Source organism: Apibacter sp., assembly GCF_025291155.1.
In the GTDB taxonomy this organism is placed as follows: Bacteria; Bacteroidota; Bacteroidia; order Flavobacteriales; family Weeksellaceae; genus Apibacter.
This window is the reverse complement of sequence record NZ_JAMBJZ010000032.1, coordinates 1-20,119: the sequence shown is the minus strand read 5'-3', so window position 1 is coordinate 20,119 and position 20,119 is coordinate 1. Positions and strand designations below refer to the sequence as shown.

Genomic DNA, 20,119 nt, shown 5'->3' with positions numbered 1-20,119 from the left:
GGTAGAAGGATATTCTATTTTTTTATTTTCAATATACTCATCAAACAAATCAAAAAAGGTTTTTTCCTTTACTTTGGAAAATTGAGGTACTTTTTCAAAATATTCCTTTTGGAAAATGGTTTTTAATTCAGAGGGGGTAGGTTTACGCTCGTAATGAATCAGGAACTTATCAAACAGTTCAAAAAGTAAGTTTTCCATTTCCTTTAACTGCTCATTGATTTTCTGACTGTTCACCTTAACCGTATTTTTCACCCGGTTTTTGGTTCTGTCCCAAAAATGAGGCTCAATACTCTGCTTGGTATAAATTTTTATCCTCTGGCTGTCATACCTGAAAAATAAGATAATAGGGGTTTTTTCTTCTGACTTAGGTTCTTTTAGGAAAAAGGTAACAGATGCCATAACTTAAATAATTTAAAAAAGGGTTATGACAAATATAAATAAAAAATCCCCAGAGGGGACGCTTCTGGGGACTATTTTTTTAAACTTAGATAAGTTTCATTAAGTTTAGTTGGTATATTAAATATCGCTAAATCATTGATAGCTAAGATTTTTATGATATTTTAAAACTAACCAAACTCAAACATTGCGGAGAGAGAGGGATTCGAACCCCCGGACCTGTTACAGTCAACGGTTTTCAAGACCGCCGCAATCGACCACTCTGCCATCTCTCCATCTACCTTATTAGGTAGGTTATTTTTAACGGTTGCAAATATACAATCCTTTTTTATTTTTCCAAATTTTTTTAAATAGAAATTTCCTCTGTGGTAGCTAATAAATCATCTAAATTTTCTCTTCGTCTGATAATGTGTGCTTTACCATTTAATAATAAAACCTCTGCAGGCTTTAATCGAGAATTATAATTAGAGGACATTGAAAAGCAATAAGCTCCGGCATTTTCAAAACAAAGTAAATCTCCTTCCCGGATTTCATTAATATTTCGGTTTGTTCCAAACGTATCAGTTTCACAAATATAACCTACTACCGTATAAAATCGGTTCCTACCTTCAGGATTAGAAATATTTACTATATTGTGGTAGGCATTGTAAAACATAGGTCTTATTAAATGATTAAAACCGCTATCTACTTCGGCAAAAACAGTAGAGGTAGTTTGCTTAATAACATTTACCGAAACAATAAAAAATCCGGATTGGCTAACCAAAAATTTTCCCGGCTCAAACATTAGGGTTAGTTCGTGCGGATAACTTTTTTGAAACTCATTAAAGCGTTCTCCCAGTTTTTTACCCAAATAATTGATATCAGTTTCGTGATCTCCTTCCTTATACGGGACTTTAAATCCGCTTCCGAAATCAAGATAGTCAAGATCATGAAACTCTTTGGCAACAGTAAACAGAATTTCTGCACCTTTAAGGAAAACTTCTACATCAAGGATATCTGATCCGGTATGCATATGGACTCCTTCCACTTTAATTCCTGTATTATTTACAATTCGTAATACATGAGGAAGCTGGTGAATAGAGATTCCAAATTTAGAATCAATATGACCGGTGGAGATTTTAGCATTTCCGCCTGCTAAAATATGTGGATTAATACGGATGCAAACCGGATAATTTTTTAATTCATGCCCAAAAGATTCTAGGATAGAAAGGTTATCTATGTTGATGCGTACACCAAGTTCAACAGCTTTTTTAATTTCATTAAAAGAAACTCCGTTAGGGGTAAAAATGATTTCCTTTGGTTCAAAACCTGCTCGAAGACCTAATTGCACTTCTTGAATAGAAACCGTATCTAATCCCGACCCCAGGCTCTTTAGATATTTTAAAATCGAAAGGTTGGTATTAGCTTTACAAGCATAGTTTAACTTGACCTTCTTTACGCTTTTAAAAGCTTTTAAAAGCTTGTTATATTGGGTTTTAATTATTTCTGAATCATAAACGTAAAGTGGTGCGCCAAATTCTTTGGCTAAATTTTCAAGTTGTTGTATTCTTGCTAATTCCATAGTTTTAAAAAATAAACAGTTTGTAAAGTTATAAAAAAGTGGATAGCTAAATAAATTAATAAGAATTTATTTTAAGCGGATATAGGTATTTCGTTTTTTTACAAAATATTGGAAAATAATATATTTCTTATCATAATAATTGTCAATTCCTGCTTTTCGTTTTTTTAAGTATTTAGGTAACATATGATAAACAGAAAAATGAGCTCTGATAATTGCCCAGCAATGTTTCCAACCGTTAGAAAAAAGAAAACGAATTCCTGCTAAACCATCTAATAATAATCGCAAAATAAATATCCATAGGACTTTGTTTGAAGGTAAGTTTTTTATTAACATAAGAAGATTATTTCTAAAATTAAGATAAGTCTTCTCTGGATTGTAAACATCTAAGGTACCTCCACCTACGTGATAGACCATAGAATCTGCACAATAGTAAATGATTTTACCCTTATTTTTTAATCTCCAACAAAGATCAATTTCTTCCATATGAGCAAAAAAATCAGCATCAAAACCTTGGTTTTCCCAAAAATCCTTTTTACGGATAAATAAACAAGCCCCCGTAGCCCAAAAAATTTCACGGTTGTCATTATATTGTCCTTCGTCTTTTTCCAGGCTAAAAAAAACACGTCCTCGACAAAAAAGATAGCCTAAGTTATCCATAAAGCCGCCTGCTGCCCCTGCAAATTCAAAATAATCTTTCTGCTTATAATTTCTTATTTTTGGTTGTATGGCTGCAATATTTTTATTTTCATTAAATAATTCCAGTATGGGGACAGTCCAGTTTTCAGTAACTTCTACATCAGAGTTTAATAAACAATAAATATCTTCGGTGATTGATTGTAATCCCTCATTATAACCGCCTGCATATCCTAAATTTTTTTTATTTTGAATAATTCTTACAGAAGGAAAATTCTTTTGCAAATAAGAAATAGAATCATCTGTGGAGGCATTGTCTATGACGTAAATTGTCGAATTTGGACTATAATCTAGTATACCTTGTAAAAATTTTTCAAACCAGCTTATTCCGTTATAATTAAGTATAGCAATGGCTAAAGTTGATAATCTATTCCGCTTGTGTATTTCCATCTTTTATGTGACCAAAGCCATAGGCTTGGATTAGTTTTTATGTTTCGTTCAAGTTCTGTGTAAAATTTTTCTACAATTTCATTTTCTCTGAATTTATCATTATCAGGCAAAATACGTTTTAAATGAGCTTCATATTTTCCTCTTTTTACTTTAACCATATCCACATAGACTATAGCATATTCCTTTTTTCGTGCAATTTTATCGTATCCGTTAAAAGCCGGGCTCAATCGATTAAAAAAATTTAATTCATAATGTATTCTACTCTTATAAGGGCTTTGATCGGCCACAAAAAGAAAGGCATGAGAACCATCATTGGGTAATTTAAGCATTGTTCGTACTACTTCTTTCACAGAAAGAGGGATGGTTCCAAACCTGGCACGTGATTCATGTACCCCTTGGTCGAAAAAATTATTGGCAACTTTTTTATATACAGCATAGGTATGTTCCAAATTTAAATCCATTGAAATACCGGTTAGCCATTCCCAATTAAACATATGTCCGATTAGTAATATAACATCCTTTTTTTCTTCCCGGCATTGTTGAGCTACTTCCAAGTTAACAAATTTAATCCTCTCATCATAGTCTTCCTCTTTCATGGAAAAAGTTTTGATAAGCTCAATCATAAAATCTGTAAAATTTTTATAAAATTCTTTCTGAATCTGGATTCTTTCTTGCTCGCTTTTTTCAGGAAAAGCAATCAAGAGATTGTTTTGAACAATTTTCCTTCTGTATCTTATTATATAATAGATTAAAAAATATAAAAAAGTAGAGATCCCATATAAAATGGAGAAGGGTAATTTAGATAATTGAATAAATAAAATCTTTATAATTTTTTTCAAAATAGTAAAATATTAAAACAAAAGTAATAAAGAATTTTATAATTTAAATTTTTCTATTTTAGAATCTAAGATTAAGATTGGTATAAATACTCGTTAATTTTTTCAATCAACCAATTAATCCAATTTTCATCCTCGTTTAAGCATTTTATATAATGAAATTCTTTGCCTCCTTGATCTAAAAATAAGGCTTTATCTGTAATGGCAAGTTCTTCTAATGTTTCAAGACAATCAGATACAAAGGCAGGAGCTACCACAGCTAGTTTAGTTATCCCTTCGGAGGGGAGTTTCTCAAGCGTTTTATCGGTATAAGGTTTCAGCCAGGGATCTTTCCCAAGGCGAGACTGAAAAGTCTGTCTTACTTTAGACTTGTCTAAACCTAATCTTTCGCGTATTTTTTCAGTTACGTAATAGCACTGATGTCTGTAACAATATTTATGAGAAGCCCTTTCTTTTTCAAAACAACAAACGTTATCAATTCTACATTGCTTAGTAGGATCGGTTTTATATATATGACGTTCCGGAAGCCCATGATAGCTGAATAAAAGCAAATCAAAATTTTCGGGAAGTTGTTTTTTTATAGAATTACTCAAAACGTCTAAATAGTTCTCATCGTTATAAAAGGGAGGAAGAAAACTTATAGATAAATCGGAAAAATATTTTTTATGAATTTCTTTGGTTTTTTCCTCAACGGTTTCAGTTGTGCTCATGGCGTATTGCGGGTATAATGGAATGATGAGCACCTCAGTAACTCCCTTATTTTTTAGCTCAAAAAGCCCTTTTTTAATGGAAGGCTCTTGATATCTCATGGCTAATGCTACGGGATTCTTAATTTTATTTTTTATTTTTTCAGTAATTCTCTTTGAAATTACCACTAAGGGTGATCCTTCCTTCCACCAAATATTTTGATAGGCATGAGCAGATTCTTTCGGTCGTTTTGGAAGAATTAAACATTCTACAATGAATTTACGTATTAACCAGGGTGCATCAATAACTCGCTTATCCATTAAGAATTCACGCAAATAAATTCTTACATCTTTTTCAGTGGTAGATTTTGGCGATCCTAAATTGACCAAAAGTATGCCTTTCATTTTATCATTTAATATGTCTACAAAAGTAAGAATCTAATGCTAAAAATGCCCTTTTTTGCTATAATAAGAACTGATTGTAATATAAAATAATTACATAATCAGCAATTCGTCATATCATAAATTTACGCAGATTTATTAAATCGACCTAAGAGTAAAAAAATAAATTTTACACAATAAATCAATTAATCTATGTTGATTAGTTGTATTTATTTGTATATTTATAAAAAAATGAGAGAAATACATCCTTTAAAATAAATTTTCATAAAATGATCTAGTTGTGGGATTTGTATTTTAAATAGTAAGCAAGTTGAATATATAAGTTGTAGATTTTCAATAAATATTTATAAAATAAGAAGATTAGGAAAGAATAATTTTTTTGAATTTTTTATTTGTAAAAAAATTATTTCTAATTTTCAATAAGATAGCATGATTAACTACTGCAGGTATCATGATCTTTTTTACTTGTTCAACATTTTTTATTTGAGAATGCAAAGTATAATAACCATATCCCTTTACGCAACCATCTTCAAATAATAAAAATGAATTTTCTCCTAATTTCCTACCTTTATCCGCCAATAAAATATGTTTTTCTGTTTTAAATTTAAGTTCGGTAAGAACATCCCCACCGCCTTTAATTTTTTCTTCTAAATAAATCAAAATTTCTTTAGCTTTATTTAATGAAGTAAAGGTTAATAAGGCATATTTTTTATTTTTAGAATTAATAAAATCAATAAAAAAAACAGTAGGGTTATTCTTTAAAAAAATACCGTATATTTCTGAATGGATTTCTCTTATTGGACTATATAAAGGTTGATTAATCTTGTTTTCGTTATAGGCCTTAATTTTCGCAATAATTTCATTGCCGGTTAGTTCAACATTTACTTCCTCTGTACTTTCCTGGATTTTCCTGGATTTTTTGCTTTTAGATGTTAAAATCTGGCTGGCTTTAGTAGAAATATTTACGCTTTCATCTATATAAATAATTTTACCGGTTTTATCATGAAAATAAAAAACTCCTGTTTCAAGAGGCAGCTTTTCAATAAGCGAAAGAATTTTTTTATTTAATGATGAGTAGTTAGTATGTTTAATTGATGTTACAATGATGTTTTTCTGAGAATCTTTATCTAAGAGAAGCTGGAATAATTTAACCGTAGCACGTGCATCTCCATGAGCTCTGTGCCTGTCGGTTACGGGTATCCCTAACGAATTACATAGGTTTCCTAAAGAATAGGAAGCCAATCCCGGAATAAGAGTTCTGCTCAAGGTAATGGTATCCAAGGTAGCGCGCTTAAAATCATATCCTAATCGTGAAAATTCACTACGTATTATGCGGTAATCAAAAGAAATGTTATGCCCTACTAGGATAGTATCGTCAGTGATTTCAACAATTCGTTTGGCTAATTCATAAAATTTTGGAGCGGTTTTTACCATTTTTTTACTAATCCCCGTTAGCTTTTGAACATAAAAATGAATATCCTTTTCGGGATTAACCAAAGAAATAAAGGTATCAGTAATTTTTTCTCCATTAAATCTATATATGGCAATTTCAATTAAGCTTTCTTCATTAAACTTACCTCCAGTGGTTTCAATATCTAGAATAGCATAATCCATATAAAACTCTCTCTTCTCAACATAATTTATTTTCTTCTTTTTGCATTCTTCTTAACGCCTAAAGCTCCAAAAAACATTTTAGACCCTTCTCTTACAAAAGTTCTTCCTATGTCTCTTACAAAGGGTGAATTCATTACTTTTTCAAATAGAGAAGGTTCAGATTCTTGTTTTTTCGTATTTTCTTTTTTATTGACTTCAGTTTTCAAGTTTTCCGAATTCTTTTGTTCGGAAACACTATTCATCCTTTCACTTAAAATTTCATAGGCACTTTCTTTATTGATATCTTCTGCATATTTTTTTACTAAATCAGAATTATTAACAATTTCGTAAATTTCATCAGAAGTAAGCACATCCATCCGAGAGCTGGGAGAAATCATGAAGGTATCGGCTAACGGGGTAGGAATACCTTTTTCATCCAAGGATGTGATAAATGCTTCTCCTATACCCAATTGCTGAATAAGTTCATTAGCTTGATAATAGTTAGTAGATGGATAATTTTCAATGGCTTTATTAATTTCTTTTTTATCTTTTGCTGTAAATCCTCGTAAGGCATGTTGTATTTTTAGTCCCAATTGGCTCAATATGCCTTCAGGCACGTCTCCGGGAACTTGCGTGCAAAAATAAAGTCCTATGCCTTTTGAGCGTATAAGTTTAACCATTATTTCAATTTGATTGAGTAAAGCTTTCGAAGCCTCATTAAATATAAGGTGTGCCTCGTCGATAAAAATGGCAAGTTTCGGCTTATCTAAATCACCTACTTCAGGAAAAGTTTGATATATTTCAGATAGCAGGCTCAACATAAAAGTTGAAAAAAACTGTGGTTGATTCTGAATATCTTGTAAACGAATAATATTTACCACTCCCATACCGTCCCTAACTTCCAATAAATCATCAGTATTAAAGCTAGGTTCTCCGAAAAATCGGGCTGCGCCTTGTTGCTCAAGAGAAACAATTTTCCTTAAAATAGCACCTAATGAGCTGGGAGCAATAGATCCGTAATTTTGAGATAATTCAGATTTTCCCTGTTCATTATCAGTTACAAATTGTAAAACCTTTCGTAAATCATCAAGATCTATTAAAGGAAGCTTTTTATCATCACAATACTTGAAAAGTATAGACATAATGCTGGTCTGCACATCATTTAACTCAAGTATCTTACTTAATAAAATAGGTCCGAATTCGGTAACGGTAGCTCTAAGTCTGACTCCCTTTTCTTTCGAAATAGTTAGCAGCTCTACCGGAAATCCTTGTGCTTTATAAGTTAATCCAAGTTTTTCGTATCGTTCTAATATCTTAGGATTATTAGGGTCTCCTGCTTTTGCAATCCCACTTAGATCTCCTTTAATATCCATTAATAGGGTGGGAACTCCTTTAAAAGAAAGTTGTTCAGCCAATACTTGAAGCGTCTTAGTTTTTCCGGTTCCGGTAGCACCGGCAATTAATCCATGTCTATTAATCATCTTTAAAGGAACCGCTATTTCAACTTCCGAGACGACATTACCATCCAGCATAGCTTTTCCTAGCATTATTTTTTCTCCATTATAATTATACCGAGCAGTAAGGTCATGAATAAACTGTTCTTTCATTAAATGAAATTTAAATTATTATAAAAACTGTAAAGTTAGTGTTTTATAAAATAATTAAGAAGCTATCTGTTGCAAATATAATTTTTAACTATATTTATAAAATAATTATAAAATGATTAGCTAATAATTAATAATTAGATAATTTAAGTTATTTTTTGTACTTTGTAAATTTTATTATTATTTTGTAAAGTAATAAAAAGATCGACAATTTATATATAATGAAAATTAAAGTCATTAATAAATCAAAACACGAACTTCCTGAATATAAGACCGCTTTTTCCGCAGGTATGGATTTACGAGCTAATTTGGATGCTTCTGTAGTTTTGAAGCCTTTTGAAAGAAAGATAATACCTACAGGACTATATATGGAAATTCCTCCAGGATATGAAGGCCAAATACGTCCACGCAGCGGCTTAGCACTAAAGCATGGAATAGGGTGCCCGAATTCTCCGGGAACCATAGATGCTGATTACAGAGGCGAATTAGGGGTTATATTAGTAAATCTTTCAACTGAAGAATTTACCATTAATGATGGAGAACGAATAGCACAATTAGTTATTGCTAAGCATGAGACGATTGTGTGGGAAGAAGTTGATGAATTAAGTGAGACTGTAAGAGGCGAAGGGGGATATGGAAGTTCAGGAATAAAATAAAAAATATTAATACTTAAAAATATTTATAAAGAACATTTTAATTAGAAAAATTATGAGAATTATTGTTCCCATGGCCGGAAAAGGTTCAAGGTTAAGACCGCATACATTGACGGTTCCTAAACCGTTAATCCCTATTGCAGGTAAACCTATTGTACAAAGATTAGTGGAAGATATAGTTAAGGTAGTCGATGATAAAATAGATGAGATTGCATTTATTATAGGGGATTTTGGATCGGAAATCGAAAAACAATTAATTGACATAGCAGAAAAATTAGGAGCAAAAGGGTCCATTTACCACCAATTAAGTCCTTTAGGAACTGCTCATGCACTTTATTGTGCTAAAGAAAGTATGAAAGGCCCTATAATAATTGCCTTTGCAGACACCTTATTTAAAGCGGATTTTCAGCTCGATAAAAATTCAGATGGAGTAATTTGGGTAAAGAAAGTCGAAGATCCGAGTGCTTTTGGAGTTGTAAAATTAGATGAACAAGGAATAATTCAAGGTATCGTTGAAAAGCCTCAAGAATTTGTTTCGGATTTAGCCATTATAGGCATTTATTATTTCAAAGATGCTGATAAATTGATGAACGAAATTGATTATCTAATTGAAAATGATATTAAAGTTGCTAATGAATTCCAACTTACTAATGCTCTGGATACATTGAGGGAAAAAGGAGCTACTTTTACATTAGGTAAGGTTAATGATTGGATGGATTGCGGAAATAAAGAAGTAACCGTTGAAACAAATTCTAAAATATTAAATTATGAAAAAGATGAGTTAGCCTTATATCCTGAAAGCGCAAAAATTGAAAACAGTTTAATTATCCCTCCTTGTTTTATCGGAGAAAATGTTGAAATAATTAACTCAAAAATCGGTCCTAATGTTTCTTTAGGAAATGGAACTAAAATCGATAAAAGTAATATTGAAAACTCATTGATACAGGAAAATACACGTATTAGTCACGGAAATCTTATCAATTCTATGATTGGTAATTCTGCTAAATATATTGGAGTATCCAGATCCTTAAGTTTAGGTGATTATAGTGTATTAGAAACTAAATAAAACCTATGAAGAAATTACTGATCTTGATCTTGGTAGCTGTATTTATGTTTTCATGTAAAACACAAAAGGCGGTTTCCATCAATCACAAGGAAATCAAACATGAAAATGCAAGTGCAGCAAGTTTATATAAATCAATTGTAGAACCCATAAATTTTTCTACTTTGAAAATTAAGGCAACTGCAGATATTGAATCAGGTAGTTCATATCCTTCCGTAGCCTTAACTTTATATATTGATCAAGGAAATCAGATTTGGGCGAATGCTACCCTAATTCTTCCTTTAGCCAGAGCTTCCATATATCCCGGCGGATTTAAAATGTATGAAAGATTAGGAAAAACTTATGTTGATTCTAATTTTGATTATCTTAATAGCCTTTTAAAAGTTGATTTTTTAACGTATAAAAATATCGAAGATCTATTAGTAGGTAAATTATTTTTTCCTATCAATGATCAAGATTTTAACTTTTCCATAGAAAATAATTACTACATACTAACTTCCAAAAAATTAATGAAAGTAGGAAGCGGGAAAGGAGCAAGAAATTTTTCAAGAAGATTGATCTTCGATTCTAATTACAATTTAAGACAAATTAGTATGGAAGATAAATCAAAAGACACATATTTACAGATAGATTATGCTGATTATGTAAATATTGAGAATAAAATTTTACCAAAAAATATTAAAATTTTCATAAAAGGAGAAAAAGAGATTAAAATTACGTTGAATTATAATAAATTTGAATTTGTTAATATGGAAACGCCTTTTGAAATTCCAAAGGGATATTCGCAAAGAAAAATTAATGAATGAATAGTAGTAAAAAAATATATATATTTTTCTTTCTATTAATAACTATAGTTACTTATAGTCAGCTACCCTATAAGAAAGAAGATCTTCAAAAACAAAGTGTCCAGCTAAAACAAGAGATTGCAGAGCTTAATAAAGCTTTGATTTCAAGTAAAAACGAATCTAAGATCTCAATAGCTTATATTGCTAATCTTGATAAAAAAATTAAAGTACGGGCAAAGCTCATAAGTAACACACGTAAAGAGTCTCGAGTTCTTGATGAAGAAATATATTTGAATCAATTAGCCGTTAATAAACTGAGAAGAGAATTAAAAAAATTAAGAGAAAACTATGCGGATGTATTAATTCGATCTTATAAGAACAGATCTGTACAAAATAAGATACTCTTTATTCTTTCATCCGAAAACATATCTCAAGCATTTCGGCGTATAAAGTACTTACAAAAATATTCTGAATTTCAAGACGAAAAAGTTGCGGAAATAAATGAAAAGCAACAGCAAATTTTGCATACTATTGAATTAAGGGAGGCAGCAAAAAAAGAGAAGCTAGAAGTGTTAGCGCAACAGCAATCCCAGATTAATCAATTAAATGTTGAAAAAAAGGAAAAAGAAATTGTTGTACAACGATATATGAAGGAGCAGGGAGACCTAGCCGAAAAAATAAAGCAAAAACAAACTCAGCAAAAAGTATTAGAAAAACAAGTGCAAGCAATTATTGCAGAAGAGCTAAGAATTGTTAAGTTAAAAGAAGCTGAAGAAAAAAGAAAAGCAGAAGAGCTTGAGAGGTTAAGGAAAAAAACAATAGAAGAAGAACGAGCTAAAAAAGCGATGGAGGCACAGTTGGCAGCGCAAAGAATAGCTGAGGCTAAAGCTGCTGCAGCCAAAAAAGCAGCTGAAGAGGCTTTAGCAGCTAAAATAGCTGCTCAAAAAGAGGCAAATGATAAAGCGGCAGCCAAAAGAGCAGAAGATGCAAGAAAAGCAGCGGAAAAGGCAGCAGCGGAAAAGGCAGTTGCAGATAAATTAGCAGCTAAGAAAGCAGAAGATGCTAAAATTGCAGAAGAAAAAGCTATAGAAAAGAAGAAGTCGTTAGAACTTCCTAATGTCAATACTAGTGCTTCAGAAACGTTATCAAAGGATTTTGAATCAAATAAAAATTCATTACCATGGCCGGTTTCCGGTACAGTTGTTTCCGGATTTGGAAGAACGCCACATCCTGTTGTTCCAAACATTTATGTTGAACACCAAGGAATTGAAATATCTGCTGCACCTGGTAGTTCAGCAAAAGCTGTTTTTAATGGTACTGTTAGTAGAATTTTAATTGTGCCGGGCGGAGGAAAAGCTGTCTTGATAAGTCATGGAAACTATTTTACCTTATATTCGAATCTATCATCTGTTAACGTATCCGTGGGAGACAAAATAAAAACAGGTCAAGCATTAGGGAAAATTTACACAGATGATACGAATACTACCCTATTAGGTTTTCAAGTATGGAAAGGTACTGTTCCTCAAAATCCTGCCAACTGGCTATCCGGTATGTAAATGATTTATAGAAAATGTATTATAATATGAATTAACAATTTTCAAAAATTTATTAACTTTGAAACAAATCAAAAAAAATTATGAGATTATTTGAACATCCTATGTCTATAATAATAATATTAGTTGTTGTATTATTATTGTTTGGAGGGAAAAAGATTCCTGAATTGATGAGAGGTTTAGGATCGGGATTGAAGGAGTTTAAAGAAGCTACCAAATCTGATGAAGAAAAGAAAAAAAAATCTGATTCATCTAATAATTCTAAAGAAGAAAACTAATTTTTATATTAGTTTCATAAATTACTAACATAAATAAAAACATGAAATTTACGGAAAAAGCCTGGAAAATATTCAATCAAAGCATTCAGGATTATCATATAAAAGATAATGTAAATCAAAATATTAATAATCCCTATCCGCAAGATAAAATAGAGCACTTACTGTATTTAAAAAATTGGATTGATACGGTACAGTGGCATTTAGAAGATTTAATAAGGGATGAAAATATTGATCCGATCGAAGCTTTAAGATTAAAGAGATGGATTGATCAATCCAACCAAGAAAGAACAGATCGGGTTGAAAATTTGGATAGCTGGTTTTTACAAAAATATGAAAACGTAAACGTTTTGCCTCAAGCAAAAATTAATACCGAAAGTCCAGCATGGGCAATAGACCGTTTTTCTATCTTAGCACTAAAAATATATCATATGAAGGCGGAGGCAGAAAGACAAGATGCCGGAATAGAGCATAAACAAAGTTGTCGAAAGAAATTAGAGATCTTACAACAACAATATATAGATCTTTCTACAGCTATTGAAGAGCTTTTAGAGGATTACTCTGCCGGAAGGAAATATATGAAAGTTTATAAGCAAATGAAGATGTATAATGATGAAGAATTAAATCCGGTGCTTTATAACAGAAATAAATAAATTATAATTTATTATCCACACTCCTTACCACCTGTTTAAAAATGTAATAAATATTGTAATACAGGTAATATCTTATATAGCTTTTAAAATTTTTATAATCTTTTAATTAATATGAATTAAATAAATATAATGAAAAAAATTATATATTCTTTGCTATTAGTATGTAGCATCTTTTTGGTTGGTTGTTTTGAATCAAGCACCACTGGAAACTCTATAATTCGTTTGATAGATAATCCAACAGATAAGGAAATAAAAGTAGCAATTGATGGCAATGAATTAGTTATTCCAGCCAAATCAAGCGTTAATCATACATTTGAATATTATGGTAAACATCAGTTAACTTATAATGGTCAATCATTAAACTTCATAGTTAAACCTACGAAATCATATAATGATGGGTTTATCAATCCGACCCAATCTAACTATTATATATATCAAGCCTATTATTCTACTAAGGGTCAAACAAGAAAAAACGAAATGATCAAAAACGTAAAGACTTTCCAAGTGACTATCAATGGCGAGCCGTGGGATATAGAACTTCCAGTTAAAATTATTAATGATGTATTTATTGAAAGATATTATGGTAAATATGGTGTAGCATGGAGTTATGGTATAAATGATAAATTGCCAGAGCAAATAAGCGTTGAAAAAAGTACTTCTTCAGATCCAATAAGGTATAAATTATTTCGTGAAGCTGATTTTATTGATTATCTAGCTAAAACTGACGAAGAACTCAAAACATTACAGTTTCCAAATCAACCCAAAAAATATGCTGATTTAACTAAACATATTGTTCCCAATATCAATATAGCTGATATTAAATGTGATGAGGGACGAGAATTTGTGAAACAACATCTAGCTGATTGGAACAACCTTTTTACCTTAAAGGGAGATGAGTTTACTAAATTACATAGTCAAATAATCTCCTCTGATACTTACAAAAAAAGTTCGAATATTTATGACAAATGCATTAAAGAAAAGGATTATACTTGTAGTTCTGCGATTAGAAAAATTGACTCAGCATTTAGACCTATCGAACAAGTAAATCTGTTTATTACTGAATAATTGGTCAAATATTGATTGATAAATAATATATTATATGAGGCACCTAATTGAATGATTAGGTGCTTTTTTTTGGTAAGTAATAGTAAAGTTATATAGGATATATTCCTATTTACATATTTATTTCTTTGTAATTCTTCCCGATATTAAATCTTAACAAAATATTGATATCATAATAATATGCATTTCTTAAAATGCTAAATGGGATTGTTATTTGCCTTGTAATGAAAAACACAATTCAGGTAAACATAATTTTTAGTTGTAATATAAAAAATATAAAATTTTTGAAATTAAATTTTATACGAATATATTCGTAATTTATTTGTTTATACAAGATAGTTTGAAATGGATAGTAATTAATATTTATATATAAATAATAGTAAAATAAATAATTAAGAAATAAAAATAGTGCGTATATTGAGTTATTATTATATTTAATATTTTGAAAGCATAAAATTAAAATACTAATGATGAAGAAATTTTTATTATTTATACTTATTACTACTATTTCACCATATTTTTATTCTCAACAAATTCTAACAGATAGTCCACTTAAAGATACGGTAACTATACCTGAAAAAGTTAAAAACTGGAAAATTAGTGGAGATCATTCCTTAATTGTAAACCAAAGTTCATTTTCTAATTGGATTGCCGGAGGTACTAATTCTTTTGGAGGTTCAGGTAGAATAAAGTATACCTTTGATTATAAAAAAGGTAAAAATATTTTTAAAAATATTCTTACAATCGGATACGGTCAGGTAAATAATAAAAATGATAAAATGAAAAAAACCGATGATATATTGTTGCTTGAATCTATGTATGGACGTAGTATATCAAAAAATTGGTATGCAAGTGTAGATATGTCATTTAAAACACAAATGTTTAACGGATATGATTATACGACTCATCCTGATTATACGCCTAAAGACAGGATTTCATCTTTTATGTCTCCGGGATATCTAACCTTAGGGATTGGTTTTGATTTCAAGCCCGATGGAAATTTTCAGCTGTCATTATTACCTATAACGTCTAAAAATACGTTTGTACTGGATAGAAAATTGCAGAAAAAAAATAATTATGGGTTAAAACACGATGGAGACTGTGTATATATGGAATTAGGAGCCATGACCTCAGCTAAATATAAATTAGTGGTAATGAAAAATGTGGTTTGGAATAATTCCTTATCTTTATTTACAAATTATCTGTCCCATACGGAAAGAGTAGATGTGAACTTTGGAAGTGTAGTGGATATGAAGGTTAATGATCATATATCTACTAAGTTGACCTTTGACATGATTTACGATCACGATCAAATTAAAAGAGTGCAAACACGACAAACATTTGGTATAGGAGTTTCTTATGGTTTTAAATCTAAAAATTAAACCTGAAAAATGAAATCAAATTAAGAAAAATTAAAAAATCTTAATTATGAAAGCTTTTTCAATTAATTATATAATAAACATTATAATTAATAAGATATATTTTTCACATAAAAACGTTTTTTATATTTTACATTACTTTTATCTTTGCGAATATTTACTTTTAACAAAAATAAATGAAATTACTAGCAGTGGGTACCGTTGCATACGATGCCATAGAAACACCATTTGGGAAAACTGATAAAATTTTAGGAGGAGCGGCCACCTATATTGGCTTAGCTGCTGCAAAGCTTGGAGCAGAGGTTAATATTGTTTCCGTGATAGGAGGAGATTTTAAATCTGATTATATAGAAGTATTTCATAAAAATTCTATTGGTATAGAAGGGGTAAAAAAAATAGAAGACGGAAAAACTTTTTTTTGGTCAGGAAAATATCATATTGATATGAATAATCGGGACACATTAATTACTGAATTAAATGTGCTAGAAAATTTTGAGCCACAAATACCTGATTCACAAAAGAATTCGGAGATCGTTATGTTGGGGAATTTACATCCTGCCATACAGCTATCCGTATTAGCGCAAATGTCGGTAAAACCGAAATTAGTAATTTTAGATACAATGGATTTCTGGATGAATACCGCTTGGGATTCATTACTTCAAATTATATCCAAAGTCGATGTAATTACTATTAACGATGCCGAAGCACGTCAACTATCGGGAGAGTACAGTTTGGTTAAAGCAGCTAAAAAAATCCAAACAATGGGACCAAAGGTAGTAATTATAAAAAAAGGAGAGCATGGCGCGCTATTATTTAGCGAAAATAAAGTGTTCTTTGCTCCGGCTTTACCGTTAGAAGATGTATTCGATCCCACAGGAGCAGGAGATACCTTTGCCGGTGGATTTGCCGGATATTTAACACAAACGGCAGATTTATCGTATGATAATATGAAAAAAGCCATTATTGTAGGTAGCGCCTTAGCATCTTTTACCGTAGAAAAATTCGGAACAGATAAATTACAAAACTTATCTTCTACAGAATTTGAAAATAGGCTTACTGAATTTAAAAATCTGACGGACTACAACTATAGATTCTAAATTTCAAATTATCTAAAATTATATATAACCTTTGATTTAAATAATTAAAGGTTTTTTTAATTTTATAGCTAAAAAACATGTTTTTATGATAAAATCGAAAATTATAACCCTGAATTTATTAACAATCTTAACCTTAAACGTAAATGCACAAATCATGAAATATCCGGTCACAGAAAAGGAAACGGTAAACGATGAATATTTTGGAGAAAAAGTTCCTGCACCCTATAGATGGTTAGAGTATGACCAATCTCCAAAAACAAAACAATGGATAAAGGAACAGAATGAATTGACTTTTGACTATTTAAGTAAAATACCTTACAAAAACCAACTCAAAGACCAACTTAAAAAATTATGGAATTACCAAAGAGTATCTGCTCCAATTGAAGAAGGAGACTATACTTATTATTATAAAAACGATGGGTTGCAGCCGCAGTCGGTTTTATATAGAAAGTTAACATCCGGAGGTAAAGAAGAAATATTTTTAGATCCCAATAAATTTTCAAAAGACGGTACTACTTCGCTGGGAGGCATTTCATTTAGCAAAGATGGAAGTTTGGCTGCCTATCAAATATCTGAAGGAGGCTCTGATTGGAGAAAGGTTATAGTCGTAAACACGAAAACAAAAAAGCAAATTGGAGATACCCTTACAAATGTCAAATTTTCAGATATTGCTTGGAAATCAAATGAAGGATTTTATTATTCAGGTTATCAAAAACCTAAAGAAGGAAGTCAGCTATCGGGAAAAACCGAACATCATATATTGTACTTTCACTACATAAAAGAATCTCAATCCGCAGATCGCATAATTTTTGGTGGAGAAGAAATACCTCGAAGATATATTAATGCTAAAGTTTCTGAAGATCAAAGATATCTTATTATTTCAGCAGCCAATTCGACTTCAGGTAATGAATTATATATACAAGATTTAAAAAATAACAATAAAATATATCCGATAGTAACCGGTTTTTCTAACAGTTACGATGTTATTACTACTGATGGTGATTGGTTATACATACTAACTAATGAACAAGCCCCCAATAATAAATTAGTCAAATTGAATGCTAGGCAAATAAGTAAAAAAAGATTACCATGGCAAACCGTGATTTCTGAGTCCGAATCAGTACTATATGTAAGCAGTGCTCATAAATATTTATTTGCAAAGTACGTAGTAGATGTCCACTCAGAAGTCAAACAATATACACTAGAAGGGAAATTATTAAGGACAATTGAATTACCCGGTTTAGGTCAGGCAACAGGATTTATTGGAAAAGTTAACCAAAAGGAAATATATTATTCTTTTACTAGCTACATTTATCCATCTACCATTTTTAAACTGAATACTGAAAGCGGTGAATCCAAACTTTATAAAAAACCTGAAATAAACTTCAATCCGGAACATTTTGAGAGTAAACAAATTTTTTATACTTCTGAAGACGGGACAAAAATACCAATGACCATTACGTATAAAAAAGGAATAAAGTTAGACGGTAAAAATCCGACTATTCTATACGGATATGGAGGATTTGAAATCAGCTTGTTGCCTTCTTTCTCGGTTGCTACGGCAGTATGGCTACAAAATGGAGGGATATATGCAGTAGCTAATCTTAGAGGAGGAGGAGAGTATGGAAGAAAGTGGCATGATGCAGGAATTAAGCTTAAGAAAAAAAATGTTTTTAATGATTTTATAGCAGCTGGGGAGTATCTTATTTCTCAAAATTATACCTCATCTGAACGTTTAGCTTTATCAGGTGGATCTAATGGTGGATTGCTAGTGGGAGCAGTAATGACAATGCGTCCAAATTTAGCTAAAGTAGCCTTACCTGCTGTAGGGGTTTTGGACATGTTACGTTATCATACCTTTACTGCCGGTGCTGGATGGGCCTACGATTACGGAACTGCAGAAGATCATAAAGATATGTTTACCTATCTAAAATCGTATTCTCCTGTGCATAATGTAAAAAAGGGAATTTGTTACCCTGCAACCCTGATTACTACCGGAGATCATGATGATAGGGTGGTGCCTTCTCACTCATACAAATTTACAGCGGAATTACAGGAAAAGCAAAATTGCTCTAATCCGGTTTTAATTAGAATTGAAACTCGAGCCGGACATGGAGCTGGTAAACCGGTAGAATTATTGATTGAGGAAACTGCAGATAAATTTGCTTTTACACTTTATAATTTTGGGATAAAAGATTTAAAATAAGAATTTAGTCAGATTAAAAGAAGTGGGGATTATTTTATAAATATAACAATCCCCATATTTTGTTCTGTTTATTAGTTAAAAATAGTAAATGCAGAGAAGGTTGAATAGCTTTATTTTGATTACGATCATTCAGGTAATCAAATTTTAAGAATTTTGCAATATCATGGTCAAAATGAACCTGTGCTATATGAGTTGTAGCCAGTGCCAAATCCACTTCAAATAATAGATGGTTCTTTGTTATTTAGAGTTTGATTAATAAAATGCAAAAGACGGTGACCCGGAATTGTTTGAAAAACTTCGTCAACACTATGAAGCTAAAAAAGGCAAACTTCATACTTTAATCAAGAAGGAGTTATTGCATATGATGAAAACTGATGTTTCTGAAAAACTAATTGATTCCTCTAATGCAAAATATGTAGATGGAAGTTGCACGGTAACAGTAGATTTCTATAAATCAAGCAATAATGATTTGAAACTTTCATTAGATAGAGCGAATGTTAAATTTTATTATAATAAATACCGTTACGATGTTCCCAATGGCTTTAACGATAAATATGTTTTTACCCTAAATTCTTGAGGAACGAGAAGCATAATGAATGAAATTATAACAAAAGCTTACCATGTATATTCAAGTGGAAAAGCATTTGAAATTAAATATCCATAAGTTATGAGAAAATATAGAATGGTTATTTTTTTAGTGATAATATAGGTAATTGGGGGTATCGTTTTTTTTATTTAAAAGTCAAGTTATAAAAATCGTATTAAAAAAGATTTAGGATTTAAGACAAATGGTTTAAAACTTGAGAAAAAAACTAAAAAAGAAGAATGTTCACCTAATGGAGACGGTATAAAATCCTAACTCTGAAATATGAAAATTTAATTAGAGGTATTGAAGATTTAGATAATCCCTATCAAAGAAGAATTGCCACCAAATGAAATTCCGAACGATTTTCAATCAATTGTAAAAGGTTATTATAAATGTATTATTGATGAAGATGACAACAGAAATTTTAAAATATTGATAATAGACTCTCATAGCAAAGAAATATGTGTATATTATCAAATTATGTAATAAAATTCCTTGCAAATGCGAGAAGTTTTAAAAGCTTTAATGAGTGGTAAGCGGTTTAAACCCAACTAAACAACAGATAGAAAAAACAAAAGAATTAAAAAAGGAATCCACTGTGTTAAAGTTTTGTATTCACAATAATTGTACTATCAATATTTGGAGT

The 20,119-nt window shown here is 30.8% G+C and carries 18 protein-coding genes and 1 tRNA gene; 11 read left to right on the top strand and 8 right to left on the bottom strand.

The features are described 5' to 3' along the window. From M3Z80_RS04765 to M3Z80_RS04730, 8 genes are all read right to left on the bottom strand, one after another. Window positions 1-399, bottom strand: a 399-nt coding sequence (locus tag M3Z80_RS04765; RefSeq protein WP_293918057.1) for an Arm DNA-binding domain-containing protein, incomplete at its 3' end; no start/stop codon positions are given. A gap of 187 nt (window positions 400-586) precedes the next feature. Then, a tRNA-Ser gene (locus tag M3Z80_RS04760) sits at window positions 587-671 on the bottom strand. Window positions 672-742: 71 nt separating this feature from the next. After that, complete coding sequence (lysA, locus tag M3Z80_RS04755) at window positions 743-1,957, bottom strand: diaminopimelate decarboxylase (protein ID WP_293918055.1); 1,215 nt, start codon at window positions 1,955-1,957, stop codon at window positions 743-745. A 66-nt stretch (window positions 1,958-2,023) separates the two neighbouring features. Beyond that, the gene (locus M3Z80_RS04750; protein WP_293918053.1) at window positions 2,024-3,040 is read right to left on the bottom strand and encodes a glycosyltransferase family 2 protein; all 1,017 of its coding nucleotides are present in this window, start codon (window positions 3,038-3,040) and stop codon (window positions 2,024-2,026) included. Continuing rightward, entirely contained in the window at window positions 3,004-3,879 is an 876-nt protein-coding gene (locus M3Z80_RS04745; RefSeq protein ID WP_293918051.1) for a lysophospholipid acyltransferase family protein, read from the bottom strand. Before M3Z80_RS04745 ends, M3Z80_RS04750 begins: the two co-directional genes overlap by 37 nt. Window positions 3,880-3,950: 71 nt before the next feature. Then, window positions 3,951-4,967 (bottom strand): ferrochelatase, encoded by a 1,017-nt coding sequence (gene hemH, locus M3Z80_RS04740; RefSeq protein WP_293918049.1) that lies wholly within the window; start codon window positions 4,965-4,967, stop codon window positions 3,951-3,953. Between the two features lie 357 nt (window positions 4,968-5,324). After that, window positions 5,325-6,578 (bottom strand): exonuclease domain-containing protein, encoded by a 1,254-nt coding sequence (locus tag M3Z80_RS04735; protein WP_293918047.1) that lies wholly within the window; start codon window positions 6,576-6,578, stop codon window positions 5,325-5,327. Between the two features lie 26 nt (window positions 6,579-6,604). Further along, a complete protein-coding gene (locus M3Z80_RS04730) occupies window positions 6,605-8,164 on the bottom strand; it encodes a helicase HerA-like domain-containing protein (RefSeq protein WP_293918045.1) in 1,560 nt (519 codons plus the stop codon). Between the two features lie 218 nt (window positions 8,165-8,382). On the opposite strand from M3Z80_RS04730, the gene dut reads away from it, so the two are divergent. The 11 genes from dut to M3Z80_RS04675 all read left to right on the top strand — a co-directional run bounded on the left by dut (window position 8,383) and on the right by M3Z80_RS04675 (window position 19,464). Next, entirely contained in the window at window positions 8,383-8,817 is a 435-nt protein-coding gene (gene dut, locus M3Z80_RS04725) for a dUTP diphosphatase (RefSeq protein ID WP_293918043.1), read from the top strand. A gap of 52 nt (window positions 8,818-8,869) precedes the next feature. After that, the gene (locus M3Z80_RS04720) at window positions 8,870-9,880 is read left to right on the top strand and encodes a sugar phosphate nucleotidyltransferase (protein ID WP_293918042.1); all 1,011 of its coding nucleotides are present in this window, start codon (window positions 8,870-8,872) and stop codon (window positions 9,878-9,880) included. A 5-nt stretch (window positions 9,881-9,885) separates the two neighbouring features. Continuing rightward, entirely contained in the window at window positions 9,886-10,683 is a 798-nt protein-coding gene (locus tag M3Z80_RS04715) for a DUF4292 domain-containing protein (protein WP_293918040.1), read from the top strand. Continuing rightward, window positions 10,680-12,218 (top strand): murein hydrolase activator EnvC family protein, encoded by a 1,539-nt coding sequence (locus M3Z80_RS04710; RefSeq protein ID WP_293918039.1) that lies wholly within the window; start codon window positions 10,680-10,682, stop codon window positions 12,216-12,218. Before M3Z80_RS04715 ends, M3Z80_RS04710 begins: the two co-directional genes overlap by 4 nt. Window positions 12,219-12,298: 80 nt before the next feature. Continuing rightward, window positions 12,299-12,493, top strand: coding sequence for a twin-arginine translocase TatA/TatE family subunit (gene tatA / locus M3Z80_RS04705; protein ID WP_293918038.1), 195 nt, complete (start codon window positions 12,299-12,301; stop codon window positions 12,491-12,493). 41 nt (window positions 12,494-12,534) lie between these two features. Then, a complete protein-coding gene (locus M3Z80_RS04700) occupies window positions 12,535-13,143 on the top strand; it encodes a DUF4254 domain-containing protein (RefSeq protein WP_293918037.1) in 609 nt (202 codons plus the stop codon). 129 nt (window positions 13,144-13,272) lie between these two features. After that, the gene (locus M3Z80_RS04695; RefSeq protein WP_293918035.1) at window positions 13,273-14,208 is read left to right on the top strand and encodes a hypothetical protein; all 936 of its coding nucleotides are present in this window, start codon (window positions 13,273-13,275) and stop codon (window positions 14,206-14,208) included. 467 nt (window positions 14,209-14,675) lie between these two features. Then, window positions 14,676-15,587, top strand: a complete 912-nt coding sequence (locus M3Z80_RS04690; RefSeq protein WP_293918033.1) for a DUF3078 domain-containing protein — start codon at window positions 14,676-14,678, stop codon at window positions 15,585-15,587. 173 nt (window positions 15,588-15,760) lie between these two features. Further along, window positions 15,761-16,681, top strand: a complete 921-nt coding sequence (locus tag M3Z80_RS04685) for a PfkB family carbohydrate kinase (RefSeq protein ID WP_293918031.1) — start codon at window positions 15,761-15,763, stop codon at window positions 16,679-16,681. A gap of 85 nt (window positions 16,682-16,766) precedes the next feature. Beyond that, window positions 16,767-18,887 (top strand): prolyl oligopeptidase family serine peptidase, encoded by a 2,121-nt coding sequence (locus M3Z80_RS04680; RefSeq protein WP_459251438.1) that lies wholly within the window; start codon window positions 16,767-16,769, stop codon window positions 18,885-18,887. A 283-nt stretch (window positions 18,888-19,170) separates the two neighbouring features. Then, entirely contained in the window at window positions 19,171-19,464 is a 294-nt protein-coding gene (locus tag M3Z80_RS04675; RefSeq protein WP_293918029.1) for a hypothetical protein, read from the top strand. Window positions 19,465-20,119 lie beyond the last annotated feature (655 nt).